The organism is Bacillus tuaregi (assembly GCF_900104575.1).
In the GTDB taxonomy this organism is placed as follows: domain Bacteria; phylum Bacillota; class Bacilli; order Bacillales; family Cytobacillaceae; genus Bacillus_BD; species Bacillus_BD tuaregi.
Window position 1 is genome coordinate 1,723,859 of record NZ_LT629731.1, and the last position, 21,598, is coordinate 1,745,456.

Genomic DNA, 21,598 nt, shown 5'->3' on the forward strand with positions numbered 1-21,598 from the left:
ATGTGGAATGTAGTAACCGTTATTGGAGCAGCCCTAGCTGTCATCTTGCTTGAAAAAAAACAGTTGAAAAATAGTTGGCAAAGAAAAGAAAAAGTCGTATTTTTTACATCCTTAATAATTGGAACATTCCTATGTGTGGGCTGGCAACTGAATATCCGTTTGATTAACCCAGTAGAAATAATTGAAGTGATTTATCGTCCAATCTCAAAGCCATTGACTTTGTATTTAGGACAATTTAGGTAGTAGATTTCGAAAGACCATTCACTTTTTCAATTGTCATAAAAAGGAGGGATGAACAGTGGAAAAAATGAAAATTAGTGTTTCCCAATTTACGCTATTAGTCCTTATGTATACAATTGGAAGCTCTATCCTTGTTATGCCATCCTCACTTGCCTTTATTTCGAGGAGTAGCTCTTGGATTTCGTCCTTGTTGGTATTGCTCATTGGGTTAATTTTTATTTTTATGTATGTCAAAATTTCTGCTGCTTATCCTAACATGACTTTTGTTGAAATTAATAAAGCCGTATTTGGAAAATGGTTGGGTACTAGCTTTTCCATTTTATTTTTAGTTGCTGTTTTCATTATGGAAATTGGCGTTCTTCGGGATATTGGAGATTTTTTTATCACACAGGTTATGGTAGAAACCCCCATCCATTCGATTCTTATTCTATTTTTACTGGCTGCTATCTATGTGATTCGAAAAGGAATTGAGGTTTTATCAAGGAGCTGTGAAATTTTTTTTCCTTGGACGGCAACTCTATTATTGATTCTCTTATTATTTCTTCTACCAGAAATGGAGATGCAAAATCTACAGCCTAATACGGCAAAAGGATGGGATCCCATTATTGGGGCTGTCATCCTACATATTAGTAACCCATACAGTCAATCGATTGTGTTTTTAATGATTCTTCCATCTGTTAATAATGTCGTAAAGGCAAGAAAAGGATTTTTTGTCGGTGTTATTTTGGGCGGATTAGTGATTACAACTATTACAGCCATGAGTATTGCTGTATTAGGAGATGATTTTACAGCTAGGAATATGTATCCATCTTACGTGCTAGGAAAAAAGATTAGAATAGGAAATTTCGTTGAGAGAATCGAAGTATTTGTTGCGATCAGCTGGGTGTTTAGTATTTTCTTTAAGTTTACCGTTAATTATTTTGTTTTGGTGCTCGGTCTTAGCCAAATATTGAAATTGAATGATTATAAACCACTTGTTTATCCACTGGGCTTTTTTTTAATCGTTTATAGCATGGTCAGTTTTCCAAATACCATATATATCAAAAAATTTGCATTTGAAACATGGACTCCATATTCCTTCACATTTTTTATCATCCTGCCATTATTCGTCTATCTCACCTCATTCTTTAAAACAAGAATCAAAAAACAGGCTAGAGAAAACAACAGTTCTCCACCATAATCGATCGTTTTTAGAGAGCAGGCTGACTGGCTTGCTCTTTTTCATTAATCTTTTTTCTCTATTAATGGTTTGTTAATAATTTCGTCATATTTATTTCCTATGATGGAATTAAGCAAGTTCAGCGGTTAATGAGATAAGGAGGAAGTAACATGAACGATGAAAAAAACAATAGTCAATTAGAAAAAGAGAAAAAATCAAATAAACCCAATAGATTACGCTTTAAAGGGCTCATGAATACTCTTGCAGGTGGAATCATTGGTTCAGTACTTACGATAACGATTCTGCCACAAACGAATTTTTTTGAGGTGGCCTTTTCATCGAGCCCACTGACAGCAGAGCAAGCAAGTAGTCAATCGTCTCAAACCAATGCAGTGACTGTACAAAAAACGGCTGCAGGAAGTGGGGATGCAGCTTCCGCTTCAGTAATTGCAGACATGGTCGAAGAGTCTTCAAAATCAATTGTAGGAATTGTTAATATGCAAACCCAAACAGAAAATTTTCGTTTCTCAAATGGAGAAAATAATCGTTCAGAGGCAGTAGAAAGTGGTTCAGGTACGGGAGTTATTTATAAAATTAATGACAAAAATGCCTTTATTGTAACTAATAATCATGTGATTGAAGGAGCGCAAGAAATTGCTGTTACAGTATATGGAGGAGAAAAAACAACGGCAGAATTGGTGGGGGCAGACCCGCTGACAGACATTGCCGTTCTAAAAATCGACGCGAAATATGTGACTGCAGCTTTAGAATTTGGGGATTCAAGTACGTTACGAGCCGGTGACACAGTACTGGCGATTGGGAATCCTCTTGGTTTGGATTTATCGAATACGGTGACACAAGGAATTGTCAGTGCTGTAGACCGGACTGTATCTGTATCGACATCTGCAGGAAATTGGGATTTAAATGTCATCCAAACAGATGCTGCCATTAACCCAGGCAATAGTGGAGGTGCTTTAGTTAATACAACAGGACAGGTTATTGGAATGAATAGTTTGAAAATCGCAGAAGATGGGGTAGAAGGCTTAGGTTTTGCCATTCCAAGTAATGATTTAGTCCCAATCATAAATGAAATCATGGAGAAAGGTCAGGTCGAACGTCCTTATATAGGTGTTGGGCTAGCAAATCTGGAAGAGGTTCCGCAAATGTATACACAAAACCTTCCTAATGAGATTGAAGGAGGTGTAATGGTCACAAACATTGATCCTGGCTCTGCGGCCGCAAAAGCAGGTCTTCAAGTCCAGGATGTCATTGTATCAATTAATGATAGGAAAGTTGAGAACTCTGCTGACCTAAGAAAATATTTATATAGTGAACTGGAAATTGGAGAAACGGCTTCCTTAAGTATTTACCGAGGAAGTGAAAAAAAATCAATTGAAGTGTTCTTAACAAGCAACAACTCTAATTAGAAGGGAGCAATCTTGCTTCCTTTTTTTACTGTTTGATTATAATGATTGATTTTAACTCTTTTTTAGAAGATAGTTGATTAAAAAAGGATTTCGTTTTAAGTTGGAAACATAGAAAGTCTGATTAGGAGTTGTAGTAAATGAAGGTATTAGTGATTGAAGATAATGAAAGTGTTGCTTCCATGCTGGAGATGTTTTTCATAAAAGAAGGGATTGAAGGGGAGTTTATTGCCGACGGGTTAGAAGGCTACAATCGCTATAAATCCGGTGAATGGGACGCACTCATTATTGATTGGATGCTCCCAGGAATGGATGGAATGACTATCTGCCGGAAAATTAGAGAAGAGAAAAGCTCTGTACCTATTATAATGCTGACTGCGAAAGACAGTGAGTCAGATCAGGTATTAGGTCTTGAAATGGGGGCAGATGACTATGTGACAAAACCCTTCAGTCCGTTAACCTTAATGGCGCGAATCAAAGCGGTTACCCGTAGGTATCGTTCAAACCAGCAGAATCAAGCTGAAAATGGTACATTAAAAACCATTCATTTTCATATCAACAAAGATACGAGAGAGGTTTTTCTTAATGGAGAAGAGGTTACAAATTTAACGCCAAAAGAATTTGAGCTTTTATATTATTTTGCTCAGCATCCGAAACAGGTTTTCTCGAGAGAACAGCTGCTTGAGCATGTTTGGGGATATGAATTTTATGGTGATGAGCGTACAGTTGACGTACATATTAAAAGACTTCGTAATAAAATTGGTATACCGAATCAGCCTTTTTTCCATACGGTTTGGGGGGTAGGCTATAAGTTTGACGAGGTCGTGACGGCTAATGAAAATTAAGTATATTTATCAGCAAATCATCAGCCACATCAGCATCCTTGTCGTGGCTTTCCTCGTCCTGAGCATATTGTTTACTCATTATATTGAAACACTTGTCTATACCAATAAAGCGGATGAATTATCCGAGTATGGTGAAAATATCATTCATGATCTCCAGCTGAGCAGGGATGGCGGAGAGACAGTATTGAATGAATATAATCATGTCTTGAGTGGCAGGAACATCCAATATATGATTTTTGATGGTACTCGAAGAATAGTATATCCTACCGGCGGACGTATACTATTAAAAGATGAGGAATGGAATAAAATACAGGCTGGACAGACCGTTACCGTGAAACAAGAAAGAAACCGTTTCGAGCAGGCCGTTACGTTTGTGCTTTTGCCTTATATAGAGCATGGTTCCTTTATAGGCGGAATTTTACTGACTTCCCCTATTAGCGGCTCTAGAGAAATGATTTCACAAATCAATCAATACCTGTGGTATGCAGTCGTAGCCGCTCTTATTGTGGCAATCCTTTTAAGCTGGGTATTATCGAAGGTCCATGTGAACCGGATTAAAAGGCTTCAAGAAGCGACATCTTTAGTTTCCACAGGGGATTACAGTGTTAAGCTGCCTGCTTCAAATTTTGATGAAATCGGTGAATTAGCAGAGGATTTCAATGAAATGGTACATAAATTGAAGGAATCGAATGAAGAAATTGAAAGCCTTGAAAACAGAAGGCGTCAATTTATGGTAGACGTATCCCATGAACTTCGAACCCCATTAACAACGATTAACGGTGTCATTCAAGGGCTAAAAAATAATATGATACCAGAAGCAGAAAAAGAAAAAAGCATCAGGTTAGTCAGTAAGGAAACAAATCGTTTAATCAGACTTGTGAATGAAAATCTTGATTATGAAAAAATTCGCTCTAACCAGGTGAAACTGCAAAAATCAAACATAGAACTCCTAGATGCGCTAGAAATTATTAAAGATCAATTAGATATATTAGCAGATAAGAAAAATAATATCATCACAGTTGAAAGTGAACCACATGTCATGATTTATGCAGATTATGACCGATTAATTCAGATCCTGATTAATATTACTAAAAACAGCATTCAATTTACTGAAAATGGGATTATTTCTTTAAGAGGGAAAGCTGGCTATAAAGAAACAATCATTGAAATTGAAGATAACGGAATAGGAATTGATCCAGAGGATGTTGAAAGTATTTGGCGTCGTTTTTATAAAGCAGACTTATCAAGGACGACAAATCCATACGGTGAATTTGGATTAGGTCTTTCGATTGTAAAAAAATTAGTACAACTTCATGATGGAGAGATTGAAGTTATGAGTGAAAAAGGAAAGGGAGCAAAATTCATCATTCGTTTTCCCATTCGCGATCTTCAGAATGGATAAAAAGGCTGCATGCCTCTATGCAGGCCTTTTTTTCAATTGGGCATTGTTGATAGGATTCGGAAAAGGGAATAAGAGTCTAAAAGTTGCAAATTGTGTCCGAAAAGACCTATACAAGTTTGTGATTTAACACCTCATTCAAAACTTGTTAATAGTTTATTCATATTTTAACGATAAGCTTGGTTAATGTTTAAGAATAATGGATGACATGGAGGTATTTACTTTGAAGAATTTGGTGAATAAAAAAACAGTAATGACTATTGCCGGAGCAGCAGTCATTCTATTAGCTGTTATCTTTGGGACGGCTTTTTCTAAAAAGGATGTTATTGCAAGTGTTGAAGGAAGCCCGATTACGAAGGATGAGTTATATGATGCGTTAGTCAAACAATATGGGACTAGCACGATAAGTTACTTAATAGATAACAAAATTGTGGAGCAGGAGGCGGAGAAGGAAAATATAACGATTTCTGAAGAGGAAATAGAAAAAGAAATGCAAACGTATATAGATGCTAATGGTGGGGAAGAAGCATTTAATAATGCCATAGAGCAGTCTGGCGTAACAAAAAAGGATATTGAAAAGGAAATCATAAACTATTTAAGTATAGTCAAGCTCCTCGAATCTAACATTGAGATTACCGATGAAGAAATTGAAACTTATTTTGAGGAAAACAAGGAATCATATAACGAGCCTGAGCAGGTTGAGGCAAGTCATATTCTCGTTGTCGATGAAACCACTGCAAATGAAGTAAAGGAAAAGCTTACAGCAGGAGAGGATTTTGCAGAATTGGCAAAGGAATATTCGACAGATGCTTCTAATGCAGAAAATGGTGGAGAACTAGGATTCTTTTCAAGAGGAGAAATGGCTGAAGCGTTTGAAGAAACAGCCTTTTCAATGAATAAGGGGGATATAAGTGACCCTGTTCAAACAGACTTTGGATTTCATATTCTCAAAGTGACTGATAAAAAAGAAGCAAAAGAAGCGATGTTAGCGGATTATAAAAAGGAAATAAAACAAACTATTTTTGATCAAAAGCTGCAAACTGAATATAGTACTTGGATGACTGAGAAAAGAGAAAAACTGAAAATAGAAAACACATTGTCAAAGGAAGAATAAGAAACGCATGAGAGAAGAGCTTTTGCTTTTCTCTCATTTTTCATCGTCAGTTCATTTTTTTCTATTTTTTGGGCAATCTATCATTTGTAAACAAAACCAAATTTTAGGAGGATTTTACAGATGAAGAAGTTGTTTATTATGTTGATTTTGGCTTGTGGTTTAACAATTGGATACAATCATGCAGATGCTATAGAAGAAAATAATAATACAGATTTCAACGATAGAATAGAACATCGAGAAAAGCTCAAACATAATAGTGAATTTATTAAAAAGCGCGCACAAGAATTGGGAATTAATTTGGATGGAAAAGATACAGAAACCATTGTGAAAGAAATAAAAGCCGTTTATTTAGTAAAGCAAGCAAAAGCATTAGGAATTGAGACAAACGGGAAGGATACGGACACGTTAGCGAAGGAAGTCAGGGATGTATTTATTAAGAAGAAGGCAACCGAACTAGGCCTTTCAACGGAAGGGAAGGATAATCAGCAGCTAGCACAGGAAGTAAGAGAAACAACGATAAAGAATAAAGCAAGGGAGCTAGGTATTTCTGTTGAAGGGAAGGAGCTATCAGATTTATCCCATGAAGTCCATAAAGCCTCTATTATTAAGGAAGCGAATGAATGGGGAATCTCTACAGAGGGGAAAAAACTACACCAGCTCGCACATGAGGTTCGTGAAAAAAGAATTCTAGAAGGTGCCAAAAAATTAGGCATAAAGACAGAGGGAAAAGCAATCCGTGAAATTATAGAAGAAATCTTCACGAATCACCGAGAAGAAGCGGTTAAACTCAAATTATTTCCATTCCATGAAGAACGTTATCTCATGCTTGATGAGCAAAAAGGATGAGAATACTAAGGTGAATCTAAATAATTTGGTGTAAGCTCTCTGGTTGTAAAAGATTGTTGCCTTAAGCCAACAATTTGGGTTTATTCTTGTCTCCCCTCCATTTCTATAGTAATATTTATTATAGAATGAACCTCTTACGGATATGATGTCAATTGCTTCTGCTTTAATGTGATGACCTCGTAGTTTCGTTGAAGTCTTGGTTCTTATATGGAGGGGAAAATTGTTGCCGACACCCAGTATGGAAGACTATATAGAGCAGATTTATCTTTTAACAGAAAAAAAAGGTTATGCACGAGTATCTGATATAGCTGAGAATTTATCAGTGCATCCCTCTTCCGTAACAAAAATGGTCCAAAAGCTGGATAAGGATCAATATCTTGTGTATGAAAAATACCGAGGATTAAGTCTGACATCTAAAGGAAAAAAAGTAGGTCAACGTTTAGTCTATCGCCACGAGCTGCTTGAACAGTTTTTACGTGTTATTGGTGTAAAAGAGGAAACAATTTATGAGGATGTAGAGGGAATTGAACATCACTTAAGCTGGGAGTCTATTGATCGTATCGTTGACCTTGTTCAATATTTCGAAGAAGATGAAAAGAGAATGATAGATCTACGTAATATCCAATTAAAAAATGAGGATCAACAGCCATAGCATGAAAAGAAATCCACCTGTGTAAAGGTAAAGGTGGATTTTTTTATTAAAATAATGGATATTCATCAAATGAGCTGAGCATTCCAGGAGTTAAATAGTTGCTTCCATCATGCCCTTCCATAATATCGACTCCGTCAATGATTCCTTCCTCCGCTTCCTGTAGAGCCTTTCGATAGGAAATCACTCTTCCTGTAGAGGTTTGGAAGCTGATAATATCTCCCAAAAAATTACGTTGAATTGCCACTAATTGTTCAGCCATCGTATTCCTCCAATCCATTTTCTTCTTTTCATTAGATTATGTTAGGCAAAATCTCTTTTATTCATTCAATATTGAATATGAAAAGAAAAAATATATGCGTCGAGAAATAAAAAAAGTCCCAAGTGAAGCTGGGACGTTTCATGATCAAACTTGGTTATTCATTTTTCTTTTCCTCGTCCTCATCCTGTTGTTTCTTCAGAGCAAGTAAGACATCCTCCATATCAATCTTACCATCTCCATTTAAATCAGGGATGCTGTCATTTGGGACTGATTGGACAACTGCTTGCTTTGGTTTCAAGACAAAGGTAAATATCATTAAGAAAATAATGATAAGCGCTGCAACACCATCGATAATATAGAACATCATTTTATATTTTGACCAGAGAATTTTACTGTCATCTGCTTTTTTCTCTGAGTTAGAAATATAGTGTTTAATCTCAGAATGATTTGGGAAAATTCTAGCTACTGCTTCAAATTTCTCCAATGCATCTTTATAGTAGCTGCCCCAATAGAGTTCTAATCCTTCTTTAAAGAGCTTATCTGTGCTGCTGTTTTCATTTTTGGCTCCTGCCTGATTGACAAATTCCTTTACAGTATTAACTGGGACTGCAAAATTAAAGCCTTGAACCTCAGGACCAAATGTTAATAAACCAATGATTTCACCTTTGTCATTAATAACAGGTCCACCGCTATTGCCGTGGGTGGCAGCAGCATCAATTTGAATAACAGGGCTTCCACCTTGCTGGAGTGTCTTGGAAGTAGCTGTAATTTGACCGGCGTTCATGGAGGACTCCAATGCCGAGTCGGGTGACAGAAGCTCTGAATCAGCAGCCCCAGGATAGCCGATAACCCAAATATTATTCTGGTCTTCAATTGTTTCAGAGTCCCCCAGTGTTAAGGTAGGTAGGTTTTTTCCTTCAATTTTTAACACTGCTACATCTTTTCCTTCATTAAAAGGGGCACCGTAGCTTTTTACTTCACCATCCAGAACATCTCCACCAGGTAAGACAACCTTCTGTACTCTTGTGACCGTTGTGTACACAAGGAAATTCCACAGATATTCATAGGCAATACTATAATCCTCCTGGTAATACTCTGCGACAATCGCTGCCAGCTGTTCCAAACCGGCTGTTGCGATATCGACATCCTCCATTTGGGAGGTCTCGACCACATGGGCATTCGTGACAACGTAGCCGATAGGACTAATAATGGCTCCAGACCCTGAACCGCCAACTATTGTTTGATAATTCAACTCCTGTAAAATAGCATCAACCTCAAGACCTACTTCGGTGTAATAGTCGTAAAACTGCCAATCTACAATGGCGTAATCAATAATACGGACAACAGCTGGCTTTGAGTATTCTGATAATTTTTGAGCCTGCGATATTTTAGAAGTATCAGGCTTGATATTGATCAAGAAAAAGGACGTAACAATTACGGCGATAAGCAAAATGCTGATGGGTATCGTATAAAGGGCTCTTTTTTTCATCATGCTCACCTCTTTAAGCAGATTATGGGCACTTATAATCAAATACAATATATTCAGTAAGTCCGAGAATTAAATTTTGTACACGTAAATAAATAAGCAGTTTTGGATAAGGCTAAGAATGGATATCTAATAAGTATAAAATATGGACAAATAGGCTATGAAGAGGAATCTGTGACTGTAGAAAGAATATATAAGAAAGGCTAGTTAAGGTAATTAGGGGATTATTATAGTATGAAAGGCGGAGGAGAATGAATAGATACTCAGTAGAGGAATTTGTTAACGAAACGAAGCAACAGGACAGAGGTGAGGGACTGTTTGAACTAGAAACTCAAAGGCTATTGGAGATTAATTTAACAGATAAAATATGGACAAAAGCCGGTGCAATGGTTTCTTATCGCGGCAATATTAAATTTGAAAGAGAGGGTGTTTTTGAACACGGTATAGGGAAAATGTTAAAGAAAACACTAACGGGTGAAGGATCCTCATTAATGAAAGCAAGCGGGCACGGGAAATTGTATGTCGCAGACCAAGGGAAGAAAATCTCGATTCTTCAATTAAATGGTGAGTCTTTATTTGTGAATGGTAATGATCTTTTGGCCTTTGAACCGAGTATCAATTGGGATATTAAATTAATGAAGAGAATAGCAGGAATGCTGTCGGGAGGCTTATTTAATGTAAAGCTGGAGGGAAGAGGGTTAGTGGCCATAACGTCACATTACGAGCCGCTCACCTTACTGGTCACACCTGATAATCCTGTTTTCACTGACCCCAATGCGACAGTAGCCTGGTCAGGCAGTTTAGAGCCAGAATTTGTCACGGATATTTCCTTCAAAACCTTTATAGGCAGAGGAAGCGGTGAGTCGATTCAAATGAAATTTTCTGGAAATGGGTTTGTCGTCATCCAGCCGTTTGAAGAGGTGTATTTCAAGCAATCTAATAATTAAGCACATAAAAAAATCCCTTGGTTTCGATCGGAATCAAGGGATTTTAAGTGTTGGTCTACATTAAACGCACAAGCTTCTTACCTTTTCAATTCCACTCATATGGCGTTTCTTGGTATACATAATAATTAAGCCAATTCGAAAACAGTAGGTGTGCATGTGATCGCCACCGGTTCAAAGGCTGTTTTTTCGGGTCATTTTCGGGAAAATAGTTTTCCGGAATTTTAACGTCAATTCCCCGTTTACAATCACGTTCGTATTCCTCTGCTAATGTTTGGGCATCGTATTCTAAATGACCTGTCACCATAATTTGCTTACCGCCATTTGCACACATAATAAATGGTCCAGCCTCAGGAGAGGAGGATAAAATTTTTATTTCAGAACATTTTTCCAGGTCCTCAAGTGCCACATCCGTATATCTAGAATGGGGGGCAAGATACAAATCGTCAAAACCTCGTAATAATTTTTCAGAATGATCATTAATGATATGTGAGTAGATACCAGAGCATTTCTCTGGAAGTTCAAATTTATTGATATCAAAATGATAAAATAATGCGGCCTGTGCTCCCCAGCAGATATGCAATGTTGAGGTGACATTGGTTTTTGTCCATTTCATAATTTCAATCAGTTCATCCCAATATTCGACGTTCTTAAAGGGCATCATTTCAACAGGTGCACCGGTAATGATCATACCGTCAAATTTTCGATCCTTAATATTTGCGAACGTAGTGTAAAACTGTTCTAGATGCAACGGACTGGTATTTTTTGATTCATACGTGGCTGTTTTAAGAAAGGAAATATTAACCTGTAAAGGAGTGTTTCCAAGCAGCCTAAGTAATTGTGTTTCAGTTTTTTCTTTTTCCGGCATTAAGTTTAGTATAACTATATTTAAAGGACGGATATCTTGTTGACTTGCCCGTTCATCATCCATGATAAAAATATTTTCATTTTCAAGTATTTCCCGCGCAGGTAACAGTTTCGGTAGTTTTATTGGCAAGGAATCATCCCTCTTTTCCTTTTTTTCAATAAATTTATTATAATAACCTTTATTCAATGTCGCAATCTTAAACGTTCAAGTAATGTGAAATTTAATAATAATCTTATAAATAAGTAAACGAGGGGTATTATATGTTTGATCCAACTGCATTTGAAAATATGAGAGTCGTGATGGAAGGATGTTTTTATGACAAGGATTTGAATGGAGAAATTTTGATTACTGACCGGAATGACTATATGAACAGTGCAAAATTATCCCGTACATACAATCTTTCTTTTCAATTGGCAAAGCCAAATCCAGTAGGGACCTGTCGTTTTTGTCTAAAGGCAGATTTAACAAACTTATCAGCTGAACTGCTTCCTGCTAAACATTTAGACATGTATTCAGGCTGTAAGGTAACGATTGAATTTATGTTTGAGTCCGGCTTCGAGAAAGAAGGACTTGAGAGAATTGCTAACATCCTCAAAGAAGTATGGGGTGAAAGAACCATTAAGCTGACATGCTCCTATGAACCATTAATGTTTAAACAAATAGCAAACTATCATGCGCTCATTTCATTTGATCGAATTTTGACAGAGGAGCAGATAGATGATTTGGTTGTTATGACAGATTATATGCTCCTAACTCTAGAAAAATTAGAAGCATCCCTGTAAATGCTAGCTATTGTTAACCTTTTGAATTTTGCGAACTATGTCGAATCTAGTAGAAATTGAAATATAATTGTAATATTTCTATTACATAACTGATAAGATAGAATGCTATACTAGCACTGTTGTGAAAAAACAAATTGCAAAAAATGAGATTTGCAACTATTGATCAATGATATGGAAGCGGTAAATCTTTAATACATAGTGAAAAAATGAGACAAGTTCGGCAAAACATACTTGATTATTTTAAAAGGTTTGGCTGCAGAGCGCAGGGAGGATTTTGTGTGAAGAAAAAATTAGTTACCCTAAGTACCACTTTTATGCTAGGTATGGGAAGTTTAATTGCCGTACCAGCAGTGAAGGCAGATACGATTGATAGTATTAAAACAGAGATTTCTCAAGCACAAAAAGATCTTACTAGCATTCAAGCGCAAAAAGCGGATTTGGAAGCACAGATTGCCCGTATGGAACAAGCAATCAAAGATAATAGTGTGAAAATGGAAGAAGCAAACATACAAATGGCTGAAACTCAGGTGGAAATTGACCGTTTAAATAGTGAAATTACTGTTATTGAAGAGCGAATTGCTAGTCGTACGGAAATTTTAAAAGAGCGAGCTGTATCATTTCAAGAGAACGGCGGGGATGTAAACTATTTAGAAGTCATTCTTGGTTCAAAAAGCTTCGGAGACTTTATTGATCGAATTGGTGCCGTTGTTACAATTGTTGAAGCCGACCAGGGTATCATACAAGACCATGAAAATGATAAGAAAGAATTAGAGGTTATGCAGTCGTCAGTTGAGCAGAAAATGACAGACTTGACTAATCTTAAAACTGAACTCGAGGGAATGCAAAGCCAAACAGAAGAGCAAAAGGCTCAAACTGAGGAGTTAAAGGCTAAATTAGCTTCTGAGGAAACTGATAAATTGGCTGATATTGCTAATTATCAAGAGCAAATAGCTGAATTACAGGCCGCTGCAGCCGCTGCGCCTACGTCTTCGAACAACACAAAGAATAGTACAACGAATACAGGGGCAACGGTTCCAACTGGTAATTCTAGCTCTGTCGTTGGTTCTGGTAGTATTTCAACTGTTATTAATGCAGGCTATAAATATATTGGAAATTCCGTCTACGTATTCGGTGGTGGTCGAAATGCTTCAGACATTGCAAATGGTCGTTTTGACTGTTCAGGATTTGTATCATGGGCATTTTCACAAGCTGGTGTGAAGGTAGGCGCTAGCACAGAGGTATTGAAAAACACAGGTACACGTGTTCCTGCTAGTGAAATGCGTCCCGGAGATATGGTATTCTTTAACACGTATAAAACAGATGGTCATGTCGGAATCTATATCGGCGGCGGGAAATTCATTGGTTCACAAAGCTCTACAGGTGTAGCGATTGCTAACATGTCAAGTGGTTATTGGGCTCAAACCTTTAACGGTCGTGTTATGAGAGTTATAAATTAGTAGATTGATAGAAAAGGCAGGGGGGCTACTCCTGCTTTTTTTGTTATTTTTGCATTCTAAACCATTTTTACCTAAAAGATTTTGTGGAGCCAAGGTTTCCTTACTCATCTCCTTGTCATTACGTTATAATAGATAGACTTACACTAATATTAATTACTATGAATGGAATGGTTCTAATGAAAACAATTTCGATTGAGAATGTAACAAAAACATATGGAGAAAAAACCTTATTTCAAGATATTTCTTTTGTCATTTCCGAAAAAGAACGTGTGGGTCTTATTGGAGTAAATGGGACAGGCAAGTCGTCGTTGTTACGATTAATTGCCGGAATTGACTTACCAGATGAGGGAGAAATGGTATATGGTAAGGATTATCAGATTTCATACCTTGCCCAGAATCCTGAATTAAATTCAGAATTAACCGTTCTCGAACAAATATTTGAGGGCGATGCTCCTATCTTCCGTTTATTAAAAAATTACGAGCAAACTCTGATTCAATTAGATGATGAGCCTGAGAATAAGGAAATACAGGAGAGGCTCTTTCAACTGCAAAAGGAAATGGATTCATTACATGCATGGGATATCAGTACAAATGCTAAGACTATCCTAACAAAGCTTGGGATTGAGGCATATAATCATAAGATTGGTGGCCTATCAGGTGGACAAAAGAAGCGTGTCGCGCTTGCTCAAGTATTAATTCAATCACCTGATTTATTAATTTTAGATGAGCCGACAAACCATCTTGATTTTGAATCAGTGAAATGGCTTGAGGAATATTTAAGTCGCTATCAAGGTGCAATTCTTCTTGTTACACATGACCGCTATTTCCTTGATACCGTCACCAATCGTATATTTGAACTGGATGGAGGAAAGCTTTACAGCTATAAAGGAAACTATGCCGATTTTCTTGAGGCCAAAGCAATCCGTGAAGAAAATGAAGCAGCAACTATTGATAAACAAAAGAATCTTTTTAGGCAGGAGCTCGAATGGATCCGAAGAGGTGCAAAGGCTCGATCGACAAAGCAAAAGGCGAGGATTCAGCGCTTTGAACAGCTCGATGAAGAGCTTTCGGGTGTGAAGACAAGTGAAAAGTTAGATATTTCACTTAAGGGAAGCAGATTAGGAAAACAGGTATTCGAATTAAAGGATGCTTCAAAACGGTTTGAAAATCGCAGCATCATCAATCATTTTAATTTGCTCGTAAAGCCAGGGGATCGAATAGGAATTATTGGCAAGAATGGAACGGGAAAATCAACCTTATTGAATATCCTGGCCGGGAAGATTGAGCTAGATTCCGGAGAACGTATTATTGGTCAAACTGTAAAGGTAGCATACTATACTCAGGAAAGCAAAGATATGGATGAGAATAAGCGGGTGATTGAATATTTAAATGAAACCGCCCAGGTGATTCATACAACAGATGGAAAAACCATCTCTGCTTCACAAATGCTTGAACGGTTCCTTTTTCCTTCTTATTCACACGGGACGCCAATCCGTAAGCTGTCAGGTGGAGAAAAAAGAAGGTTGTATCTTCTGAAAATCTTGATGCTGGAGCCAAATGTGCTTCTACTTGATGAACCGACAAATGATTTAGACACGCAAACCTTAACCGTTTTAGAGGATTATTTAGAAGACTTTGCAGGAGTTGTTATCACGGTTTCCCATGACCGCTATTTTCTTGATAAGGTGGCAGAACAGCTTATTGTCCTTAAGGGAGAAGGGCAGATTGATACCTTCTACGGAAATTACTCTGAATTTCTCGAAAAGCAGGTCGTAAAACCAGAAAAGAAAAAAGAAGAGTCAAAGGAAGTAAAAGGGATTGAAAAGCCAAAGAAAAAGAAGATGTCGTATAAGGAACAAAAGGAATTTGAAACTATTGAAGACGATATTGCAGTGGTTGAAAGCAGATTGGAGGAAATTTCCGTTGAGTTAAATAATACCGGTAGCGACTTTGAAATGGCGCAAAAGCTGGCAGATGAAGAAACAGAGCTTAATGACAAACTGGAATATTTAATTGAAAGATGGACCTATTTAACCGAACTGGCCGAACAATTATAAAACTGCAGAAAAAAACGAAGAAAACAGCCTGGATTCAGCACCTCAGGCTGTTTATTTTTAGCGACTCTTTTCTTTATGTTAGAATAAACATGATTAATACTATGAATATGTTATGAAGGATGATGGGATTGAATATCAAATCAATTGAACCAACACCAAGCCCAAATACAATGAAAGTCATTCTGGATCAAGAATTACCGATGGGAAAAAGCAATAATTATAAAAAGCATCAGGCTGAAGGCGCACCCTCTGTGATCAAGGACATTTTAGAAATAGATGGGATAAAAGGTGTGTACCATGTAGCTGATTTTTTAGCCGTGGAACGTAACGCAAAATTTGATTGGAAGGAGATATTACAAAAGCTTAGGCAAGCTTTTGGGGAGGAGGTAGAAAAATCAACTTCTCAGACAGCTGTCACGGATGAATTTGGTGAGATTAAGGTTCAAGTTCAAATGTATAAAGGAATCCCAATCCAAGTGAAGCTTACGAACGGACAGGAAGAAAAGCGACTTGGATTACCAAACCCATTTGTTGAAGCCGTCAATAAGGTTCAGCTTCCAGGAGAAAATTATATCCTTGGGAGAATATGGAAGGATTATGGCAATCGCTATGGAGACATGGAGCAGGTTGGCAATGGTATGATTGAAGAAATTCTTGCGGCATATCCAATCGATCGTCTGAACACGTTAGTAGAGATTGCCGTTAACCCGGAAAGCCAAAAGGAAAATCAGCTTAAATTGAAGAGAAAGGTTCAGTTATCCGATTTTGCTGTGGAGGACTGGAAAGAACGTTATCGGTTACTCGAGCAAATGGAGGATCCGAAAATAGAGGATATCCCTGTTCTTGAAAAGGCATTACAGGATGAAAAAGCATCGATTAGAAGATTGGCCGTCGTTTATTTTGGTATGATAGAGGATAAGCTAGTCCTGCCTTATCTATATAAAGCCTTGAAAGACAAAAGTGTAACGGTAAGACGAACAGCAGGCGATACCTTGTCAGATCTGGGATATATTGAGGCAATGGATGCCATTATGGAGGCATTAGAGGACGAAAATAAACTGGTTCGCTGGCGTGCTGCAATGTTCTTATATGAAGTGGGTAATGAGCGAGCATTGCCTGCTTTAAAATCAGCTGAGCATGATTCTGAATTTGAAGTGAGTCTGCAAATTAAACTAGCTATTGAACGAATCGAACAAGGTGAAGAAGCAAAAGGATCTGTCTGGAAGCAAATGACAGATTCTAGAATAGATAAATAGCATCTTATAAAGGGATAACATTGCTTATTATCCATACATTATAGTATGCTTATATTGAAAAAATGAGGAGGAATGGGAATTATGTCCATGGCATATGAAGAATATATGAGACAAATGGTCAAACCAATGCGTGAGGAGCTTGTACAGGCTGGATTTAAAGAATTGGAAACAGCAGAAGCTGTTGAGCAGTTTATGGAAAATACAGAAGGAACAACGCTAGTTGTTGTAAACTCTGTTTGTGGCTGTGCTGCTGGCTTAGCGCGTCCCGCAGCAACTACTGCTGTGGCAGAAAGCGAGAATAGACCGGATCATCTTGTTACAGTGTTTGCGGGTCAAGATAAGGAAGCAACAGCCAAAATGCGTGAATATTTCGGTGACATCCCGCCGTCTTCGCCTTCCATGGCGCTGTTAAAGAGCGGAGAGGTTGTACACTTTATTCATCGTCATGATATCGAAGGACAGCCAATTGAGGTTATTATGGAAAATATACAGACTGCATTGGCAAAATACTGCTAAAATAAAAAGGGTGCCAGGCACCCTTTTTATTTTTTATGACATTCGAAAATAGTGGAAGGGAATGTACGGAAATGATTATTACAACAGCCGGACGGACTAATCTAGAAATGATTCAGGAGGCTGAGGATACGGCAAGAAGGCTAAAAGTTCCATATATCCCAAGATGGAAACGGTCTATACAGGCGCTTCAACAGGAGGTCCATGATGATTGTCTTGTGGTTGGAAAAAACCGACTTGAAATTTATCCATTAGGTGACCAGGAACCATGCTTTTTCCATCCAAATTCAGCTATGTTTCGGATAAAACGGTTACAAAGAGGTGAAATGGACCCGTTCATTGCTGCCAGCAGACTGACATCTGGCAAAAAGCTGCTTGATTGTACCTTCGGGCTTGGCTCTGACAGCGTTACAGCAAGCTATATGGTCGGTGAGCAGGGAAGTGTCACAGGCTGTGAAGGGAATCGATTTCTTGCTCATCTTATGCAGAGGGGTTTGAATGCTTGGGATGACGGTTCCCCTGAACTACTAGCCTCCATGAAACGAATCCAATTAAAGCCCTGTCTGGCGTTACCCCTTTTAAAAACACTGCCTGCTGACAGTTATCATTGCGTTTATTTTGACCCGATGTTTGAAGAGAATATTTCTGAATCACATGGTATAAAAGGTATCAAAAAGCTAGCTGTGTATGAGCCTTTAACAGAAGAAACGATTCATCATGCGTATCGAGTCGCTAAGGAAAGAGTAGTGTTAAAGGACCATTTTCGCAGTGAGCGATTTAAGCAATTTGGATTCCGTGTCCAAATCAGAAAAACAGCTAAGTTTCATTTCGGTGTTTTGGAGAAATAGGACAAAATAGCCTCTTTATGGAAATGAATATCATTAATCAGCGTATGATAAATAGATAAAGTAACCCATTAATAATAGCATCCCGATTATTAATGTAACAGACCAGTCCATTACCCAACCTCCTTTTTAATAGTTGTCTAAGTGATGTCACTGATAGAAAAATCAGTCAATTATCGAAGCGCTGGAGTGATAAATCAACAACCTATCTCTTTAACATTTCATTACATATCATTTTTATGCACGCTATAAGAAAAAAATGAAACTATCCTATTTTTTATTCGTAGTAATAGAGGTAAATATAGTACAATAATGACTATAGGTAGTATATTAACTCTTTCGCCGGAGAAAAAAGGAGATGAAATCAAATGCCAAAATGGCTTCGGAAATCGCTTCTGGTTCTTGTAACAATTGCAACATTTGGACTAGTTACGCCACAAGCATTAATGAATGAATCTCCTAATGAAGACAAACAAGCGAAGCGGGATACCTATGAAACCAATCCCTCCATTACGGAAGACTATTTTGAGACGGAAATTTCCGAGAGGGATCAATTTATTAATGAAATGGTTAAAGTAGCCGAGGAGCAGTCATATGTTAAATTCGGTATGAGAATAAAGCCAGTTATCCAGGATGAATTTAAAGAAGTCATTTTACCGAATATGGAAAAGGCGATAGCCGAAGTAGCTGCACAGTATCCTGATGAGGATCTAAGTCAATTAATGGTTAGTGAAGTTCCTAGCGGTGGTGTATCAGAAAGAATTTTTCATATCATGGACAATCAAACAAAGATGGATATTATCCGTTTCCATGTAAGAAGAGACCATCCGCCTCAAGAAGAATATATGTTTAACTTTCACTATCATACAAGTCATGACCAATTTCAAGCCCATCATGATTTAGGTATTATTAATTGGAATAAAAATACACCTCCTAAATGGATGACCTGATAGATTTTTGATGAATGTATGAGTGTTAAAAGTTAAGACCCGCCTTCAGCGGGTCTTTTTCGGGCGGTTATAGCTTTGTTTAAGTTGATAAATTAGGGGGAACAGATAGATGTTACAGGGATTCATTGAGACGTATGCACAGTTTTTTAATTGGGAGATGTGGGTCACCGTTTTAACCGATCCGGTAAGCTGGGGCCTGGTCGGGTCATTAGTAATCCTTGAGGGTTTACTTTCAGCTGATAATGCCCTTGTACTAGCTGTTATGGTCAAGCATTTACCCGAAAACAAACGAAGAAAAGCTTTGTTTTATGGGCTGATAGGTGCCTACACTTTTCGTTTTATTGCAATTGGCATTGGCGTATTTTTAATTAAGCTGTGGTGGGTAAAGGTTCTTGGGGCAGGATATTTAGCCTGGCTCTCGATTAAATACTTTATTAATCGTAGAAAAGAACAGCAGATAGAAGCGGGGGAAGAAAAAGGTCTCAACCAAAATGGCATCTTGATTCGAATGTTCGGTACGTTTTGGGGAACTGTAGCTTCTGTAGAGTTAATGGATATCGCTTTCTCTGTTGATAGTGTTTTGGCGGCTTTTGGTATTAGTGATCAAGTATGGGTACTCCTGTTAGGCGGCATGCTCGGCGTGCTTATGATGCGGGGTGTGGCAGGAGTGTTTTTAAAATTAATTGACCGGATTCCTGAATTAGAGACATCAGCCTATGTATTAATTTTAATTATTGCTGGTAAAATGCTACTAAGTGTCTTTAATATTCATATAAGTCATGAACACTTTTTCCTTCTCATTCTATTAACCTTTGTAGCTACCTTTATTATTCATATACGTAATAAGAAAAAGGGTTATCAATCTTAATGGCAATTTTGAAAATGCTGTAAAAAAGCAGGCGGAGTCAACTTTTAGAAGTCACTCTGCCTGTTTTTTTCTATTTTTCATTCGCTACGAAACAGCTAGTCTTTTAATAGGTCCCTTAGAAATAAAAAAATGCTAATGCCTGATAAATAATAACAGCCAAAAATGATGGCGGCCATTAGAATAGAGTGATGAGCGGGAGTCGTAAAAATCGTTAGCAGTAAAGCCCAAAATAGTAAATCAATAACCATAAAGTAACCTGAATTTAACGCTTCTATGACACTATTTAGATCGTTTTGCAATTCCTCCCTTTCAGCACGTTTAAACATAAACCTCATTGAATTCACCCTTTATGACATCCTCGTAAATATCGTTTTCATTATTGGTTATTAATGAATTAATGTATTCATTGTTATAGGAGTATATGTCTAATTCCTGTAAACGGTGAATCAGGAGCTGCCTATTTTTCCTCGATAAACAGAAGGTGGGACTTACATTTACAATCTGAAGAACCAAACCCATTGATTGGTATAGCGGCCATTTTTTCTTTCCTAATATTCTCAGCAAGCTCGCACTCTCGTAAGCTATTATCATATGTTATAATTCTAGTAATGGTTCCGAATGGACGTAAATAATCAAAGTGCCAATGATGTTTCTTGTTGATTTTTACATGACGTTCAATTCTCTGTGTAATATTTCTTTTGGCACTGCCCACATAAATATACGTTCCCTTTTGAAAAGTGAATGTCCCCAGTTTTCCAACTGTAATTTGCTTACTTTCCACCAAATTTAAATGAATGGCATAGAGTGTATGATCTGAATGAATCGATTCAATCATAGATTTTTAACCTCCTAGAATTCACATGACAAGGATGATGCAGATGAAACATAAACAATTTCTTTATATATTGGTCATGCTGTCATTACTATTAATGGGAAATTCCCAGGCTGCAAAAGAAGGTATAGTACTCCTTAAATTCTCCGAACATTCCATATTAAAACAGTCATTGGATTTAGTGTCGGATAAGATTCTTAGTCATATTATTATCCTTCCTGCGACCCCCTTTAATCAAGAGGAAGCGGCAGAAATGATTACCCGTATAGATGGACTTCCTGCTTCATTATTAGAAAAAATATATGAAAATGGCGTTTTGATTCAATTATTTACTGGTAGGTTAACAGAAAATAAGGCTGCAGCACATCTTTCTAACCTGGTACCTCGCGGTTATGTTCATAAGACTACCTGGGATGATGTCCCTGGAATGGGGGGAGGAAGGACTGTCCTTGTAAAGATTGGAGCAAGTGATCGAGGTAAGGGCCATAGCTCTGTTAATTTAGAACTTCATGAATTAGCTCATTCGATCGATAGGCTTGTCTATGATGGACTAAGAAGTAAACACAGTTATTTAGAAATTTGGAACCTGGAAAAAGAAAATATGTTTCCTGGCAGAAGCTATTTTTTACAGTATCCAGAAGAGTATTTTGCTGAATGCTTTGCCTACTATTATCTAGGGGGTCAATTTCAGGAGGAATTAAAAAGAAAAGCACCGAGAACCTTTCAATTGATTCAAAAATTATCTTAGTTTTTGTTACAATAGATAAGTGTATTGCTTTTTATATCTTAAAATAGGATGATG

At 37.5% G+C, this 21,598-nt stretch carries 23 protein-coding genes; 18 read left to right on the top strand and 5 right to left on the bottom strand.

Annotated elements, in window-relative coordinates; all coding sequences use genetic code 11:
* From BQ5321_RS10515 to mntR, 8 genes are all read left to right on the top strand, one after another.
* A complete protein-coding gene (locus BQ5321_RS10515; RefSeq protein WP_071394450.1) occupies positions 1 to 243 on the top strand; it encodes a hypothetical protein in 243 nt (80 codons plus the stop codon).
* Between the two features lie 64 nt (positions 244 to 307).
* Positions 308 to 1,420 carry a GerAB/ArcD/ProY family transporter gene (locus tag BQ5321_RS10520; protein ID WP_071396861.1) on the top strand — a complete coding sequence of 371 codons (1,113 nt, stop codon included), beginning with the start codon at positions 308 to 310 and terminating at the stop codon, positions 1,418 to 1,420.
* Positions 1,421 to 1,569: 149 nt separating this feature from the next.
* The gene (locus BQ5321_RS10525; RefSeq protein WP_071394451.1) at positions 1,570 to 2,826 is read left to right on the top strand and encodes a S1C family serine protease; all 1,257 of its coding nucleotides are present in this window, start codon (positions 1,570 to 1,572) and stop codon (positions 2,824 to 2,826) included.
* 137 nt (positions 2,827 to 2,963) lie between these two features.
* Positions 2,964 to 3,668 (top strand): response regulator transcription factor, encoded by a 705-nt coding sequence (locus BQ5321_RS10530; protein WP_071394452.1) that lies wholly within the window; start codon positions 2,964 to 2,966, stop codon positions 3,666 to 3,668.
* Positions 3,658 to 5,070: a sensor histidine kinase gene (locus tag BQ5321_RS10535; RefSeq protein ID WP_071394453.1), complete on the top strand. Its 1,413-nt coding sequence runs from the start codon at positions 3,658 to 3,660 to the stop codon at positions 5,068 to 5,070. Before BQ5321_RS10530 ends, BQ5321_RS10535 begins: the two co-directional genes overlap by 11 nt.
* A 220-nt stretch (positions 5,071 to 5,290) precedes the next feature.
* Positions 5,291 to 6,181, top strand: coding sequence for a foldase protein PrsA (locus BQ5321_RS10540; RefSeq protein ID WP_315970101.1), 891 nt, complete (start codon positions 5,291 to 5,293; stop codon positions 6,179 to 6,181).
* A gap of 120 nt (positions 6,182 to 6,301) precedes the next feature.
* Entirely contained in the window at positions 6,302 to 7,027 is a 726-nt protein-coding gene (locus tag BQ5321_RS10545) for a hypothetical protein (protein WP_071394454.1), read from the top strand.
* A gap of 223 nt (positions 7,028 to 7,250) precedes the next feature.
* A complete protein-coding gene (gene mntR / locus BQ5321_RS10550; protein WP_071394455.1) occupies positions 7,251 to 7,679 on the top strand; it encodes a transcriptional regulator MntR in 429 nt (142 codons plus the stop codon).
* Between the two features lie 46 nt (positions 7,680 to 7,725).
* On the opposite strand, the gene BQ5321_RS10555 is transcribed toward mntR, so the two are convergent.
* Together BQ5321_RS10555 and BQ5321_RS10560 are read right to left on the bottom strand one after the other, a co-directional pair.
* Positions 7,726 to 7,938, bottom strand: a complete 213-nt coding sequence (locus BQ5321_RS10555; protein ID WP_071394456.1) for a DUF3892 domain-containing protein — start codon at positions 7,936 to 7,938, stop codon at positions 7,726 to 7,728.
* 154 nt (positions 7,939 to 8,092) lie between these two features.
* Positions 8,093 to 9,430: a trypsin-like peptidase domain-containing protein gene (locus tag BQ5321_RS10560; RefSeq protein WP_234978387.1), complete on the bottom strand. Its 1,338-nt coding sequence runs from the start codon at positions 9,428 to 9,430 to the stop codon at positions 8,093 to 8,095.
* A 245-nt stretch (positions 9,431 to 9,675) separates the two neighbouring features.
* On the opposite strand from BQ5321_RS10560, the gene BQ5321_RS10565 reads away from it, so the two are divergent.
* Positions 9,676 to 10,371: an AIM24 family protein gene (locus BQ5321_RS10565; RefSeq protein ID WP_071394458.1), complete on the top strand. Its 696-nt coding sequence runs from the start codon at positions 9,676 to 9,678 to the stop codon at positions 10,369 to 10,371.
* Positions 10,372 to 10,456: 85 nt separating this feature from the next.
* Here the strand turns inward: BQ5321_RS10565 and metA are convergent, their stop codons facing one another.
* Positions 10,457 to 11,365, bottom strand: a complete 909-nt coding sequence (gene metA / locus BQ5321_RS10570; protein WP_071396863.1) for a homoserine O-acetyltransferase MetA — start codon at positions 11,363 to 11,365, stop codon at positions 10,457 to 10,459.
* Positions 11,366 to 11,496: 131 nt separating this feature from the next.
* Between metA and BQ5321_RS10575 the strand changes: the two genes are divergently transcribed.
* The 8 genes from BQ5321_RS10575 to BQ5321_RS10610 all read left to right on the top strand — a co-directional run bounded on the left by BQ5321_RS10575 (position 11,497) and on the right by BQ5321_RS10610 (position 19,964).
* The gene (locus BQ5321_RS10575; RefSeq protein ID WP_071394459.1) at positions 11,497 to 12,018 is read left to right on the top strand and encodes a hypothetical protein; all 522 of its coding nucleotides are present in this window, start codon (positions 11,497 to 11,499) and stop codon (positions 12,016 to 12,018) included.
* A gap of 278 nt (positions 12,019 to 12,296) precedes the next feature.
* Entirely contained in the window at positions 12,297 to 13,475 is a 1,179-nt protein-coding gene (locus BQ5321_RS10580) for a coiled-coil domain-containing protein (protein ID WP_071394460.1), read from the top strand.
* 176 nt (positions 13,476 to 13,651) lie between these two features.
* On the top strand, positions 13,652 to 15,532 hold the full coding sequence (locus BQ5321_RS10585) for an ABC-F family ATP-binding cassette domain-containing protein (RefSeq protein WP_071394461.1): 1,881 nt from the start codon (positions 13,652 to 13,654) through the stop codon (positions 15,530 to 15,532).
* Positions 15,533 to 15,660: 128 nt separating this feature from the next.
* Complete coding sequence (locus BQ5321_RS10590; protein WP_071394462.1) at positions 15,661 to 16,788, top strand: conserved virulence factor C family protein; 1,128 nt, start codon at positions 15,661 to 15,663, stop codon at positions 16,786 to 16,788.
* Between the two features lie 81 nt (positions 16,789 to 16,869).
* Positions 16,870 to 17,304, top strand: a complete 435-nt coding sequence (locus tag BQ5321_RS10595) for a BrxA/BrxB family bacilliredoxin (RefSeq protein ID WP_071394463.1) — start codon at positions 16,870 to 16,872, stop codon at positions 17,302 to 17,304.
* A gap of 71 nt (positions 17,305 to 17,375) precedes the next feature.
* Entirely contained in the window at positions 17,376 to 18,149 is a 774-nt protein-coding gene (locus BQ5321_RS10600) for a class I SAM-dependent methyltransferase (protein WP_071394464.1), read from the top strand.
* 365 nt (positions 18,150 to 18,514) lie between these two features.
* Positions 18,515 to 19,096 (top strand): YpjP family protein, encoded by a 582-nt coding sequence (locus BQ5321_RS10605; RefSeq protein WP_071394465.1) that lies wholly within the window; start codon positions 18,515 to 18,517, stop codon positions 19,094 to 19,096.
* Between the two features lie 109 nt (positions 19,097 to 19,205).
* The gene (locus BQ5321_RS10610) at positions 19,206 to 19,964 is read left to right on the top strand and encodes a TerC family protein (RefSeq protein WP_071394466.1); all 759 of its coding nucleotides are present in this window, start codon (positions 19,206 to 19,208) and stop codon (positions 19,962 to 19,964) included.
* 95 nt (positions 19,965 to 20,059) lie between these two features.
* Here BQ5321_RS10610 and BQ5321_RS10615 read toward each other — a convergent pair whose 3' ends face one another.
* A complete protein-coding gene (locus BQ5321_RS10615) occupies positions 20,060 to 20,308 on the bottom strand; it encodes a hypothetical protein (protein WP_139187786.1) in 249 nt (82 codons plus the stop codon).
* 113 nt (positions 20,309 to 20,421) lie between these two features.
* On the bottom strand, positions 20,422 to 20,799 hold the full coding sequence (locus BQ5321_RS10620) for a GIY-YIG nuclease family protein (protein WP_071394468.1): 378 nt from the start codon (positions 20,797 to 20,799) through the stop codon (positions 20,422 to 20,424).
* 43 nt (positions 20,800 to 20,842) lie between these two features.
* On the opposite strand from BQ5321_RS10620, the gene BQ5321_RS10625 reads away from it, so the two are divergent.
* Positions 20,843 to 21,544, top strand: coding sequence for an anthrax toxin lethal factor-related metalloendopeptidase (locus BQ5321_RS10625; protein WP_071394469.1), 702 nt, complete (start codon positions 20,843 to 20,845; stop codon positions 21,542 to 21,544).
* The last annotated feature ends 54 nt before the right edge of the window (positions 21,545 to 21,598 follow it).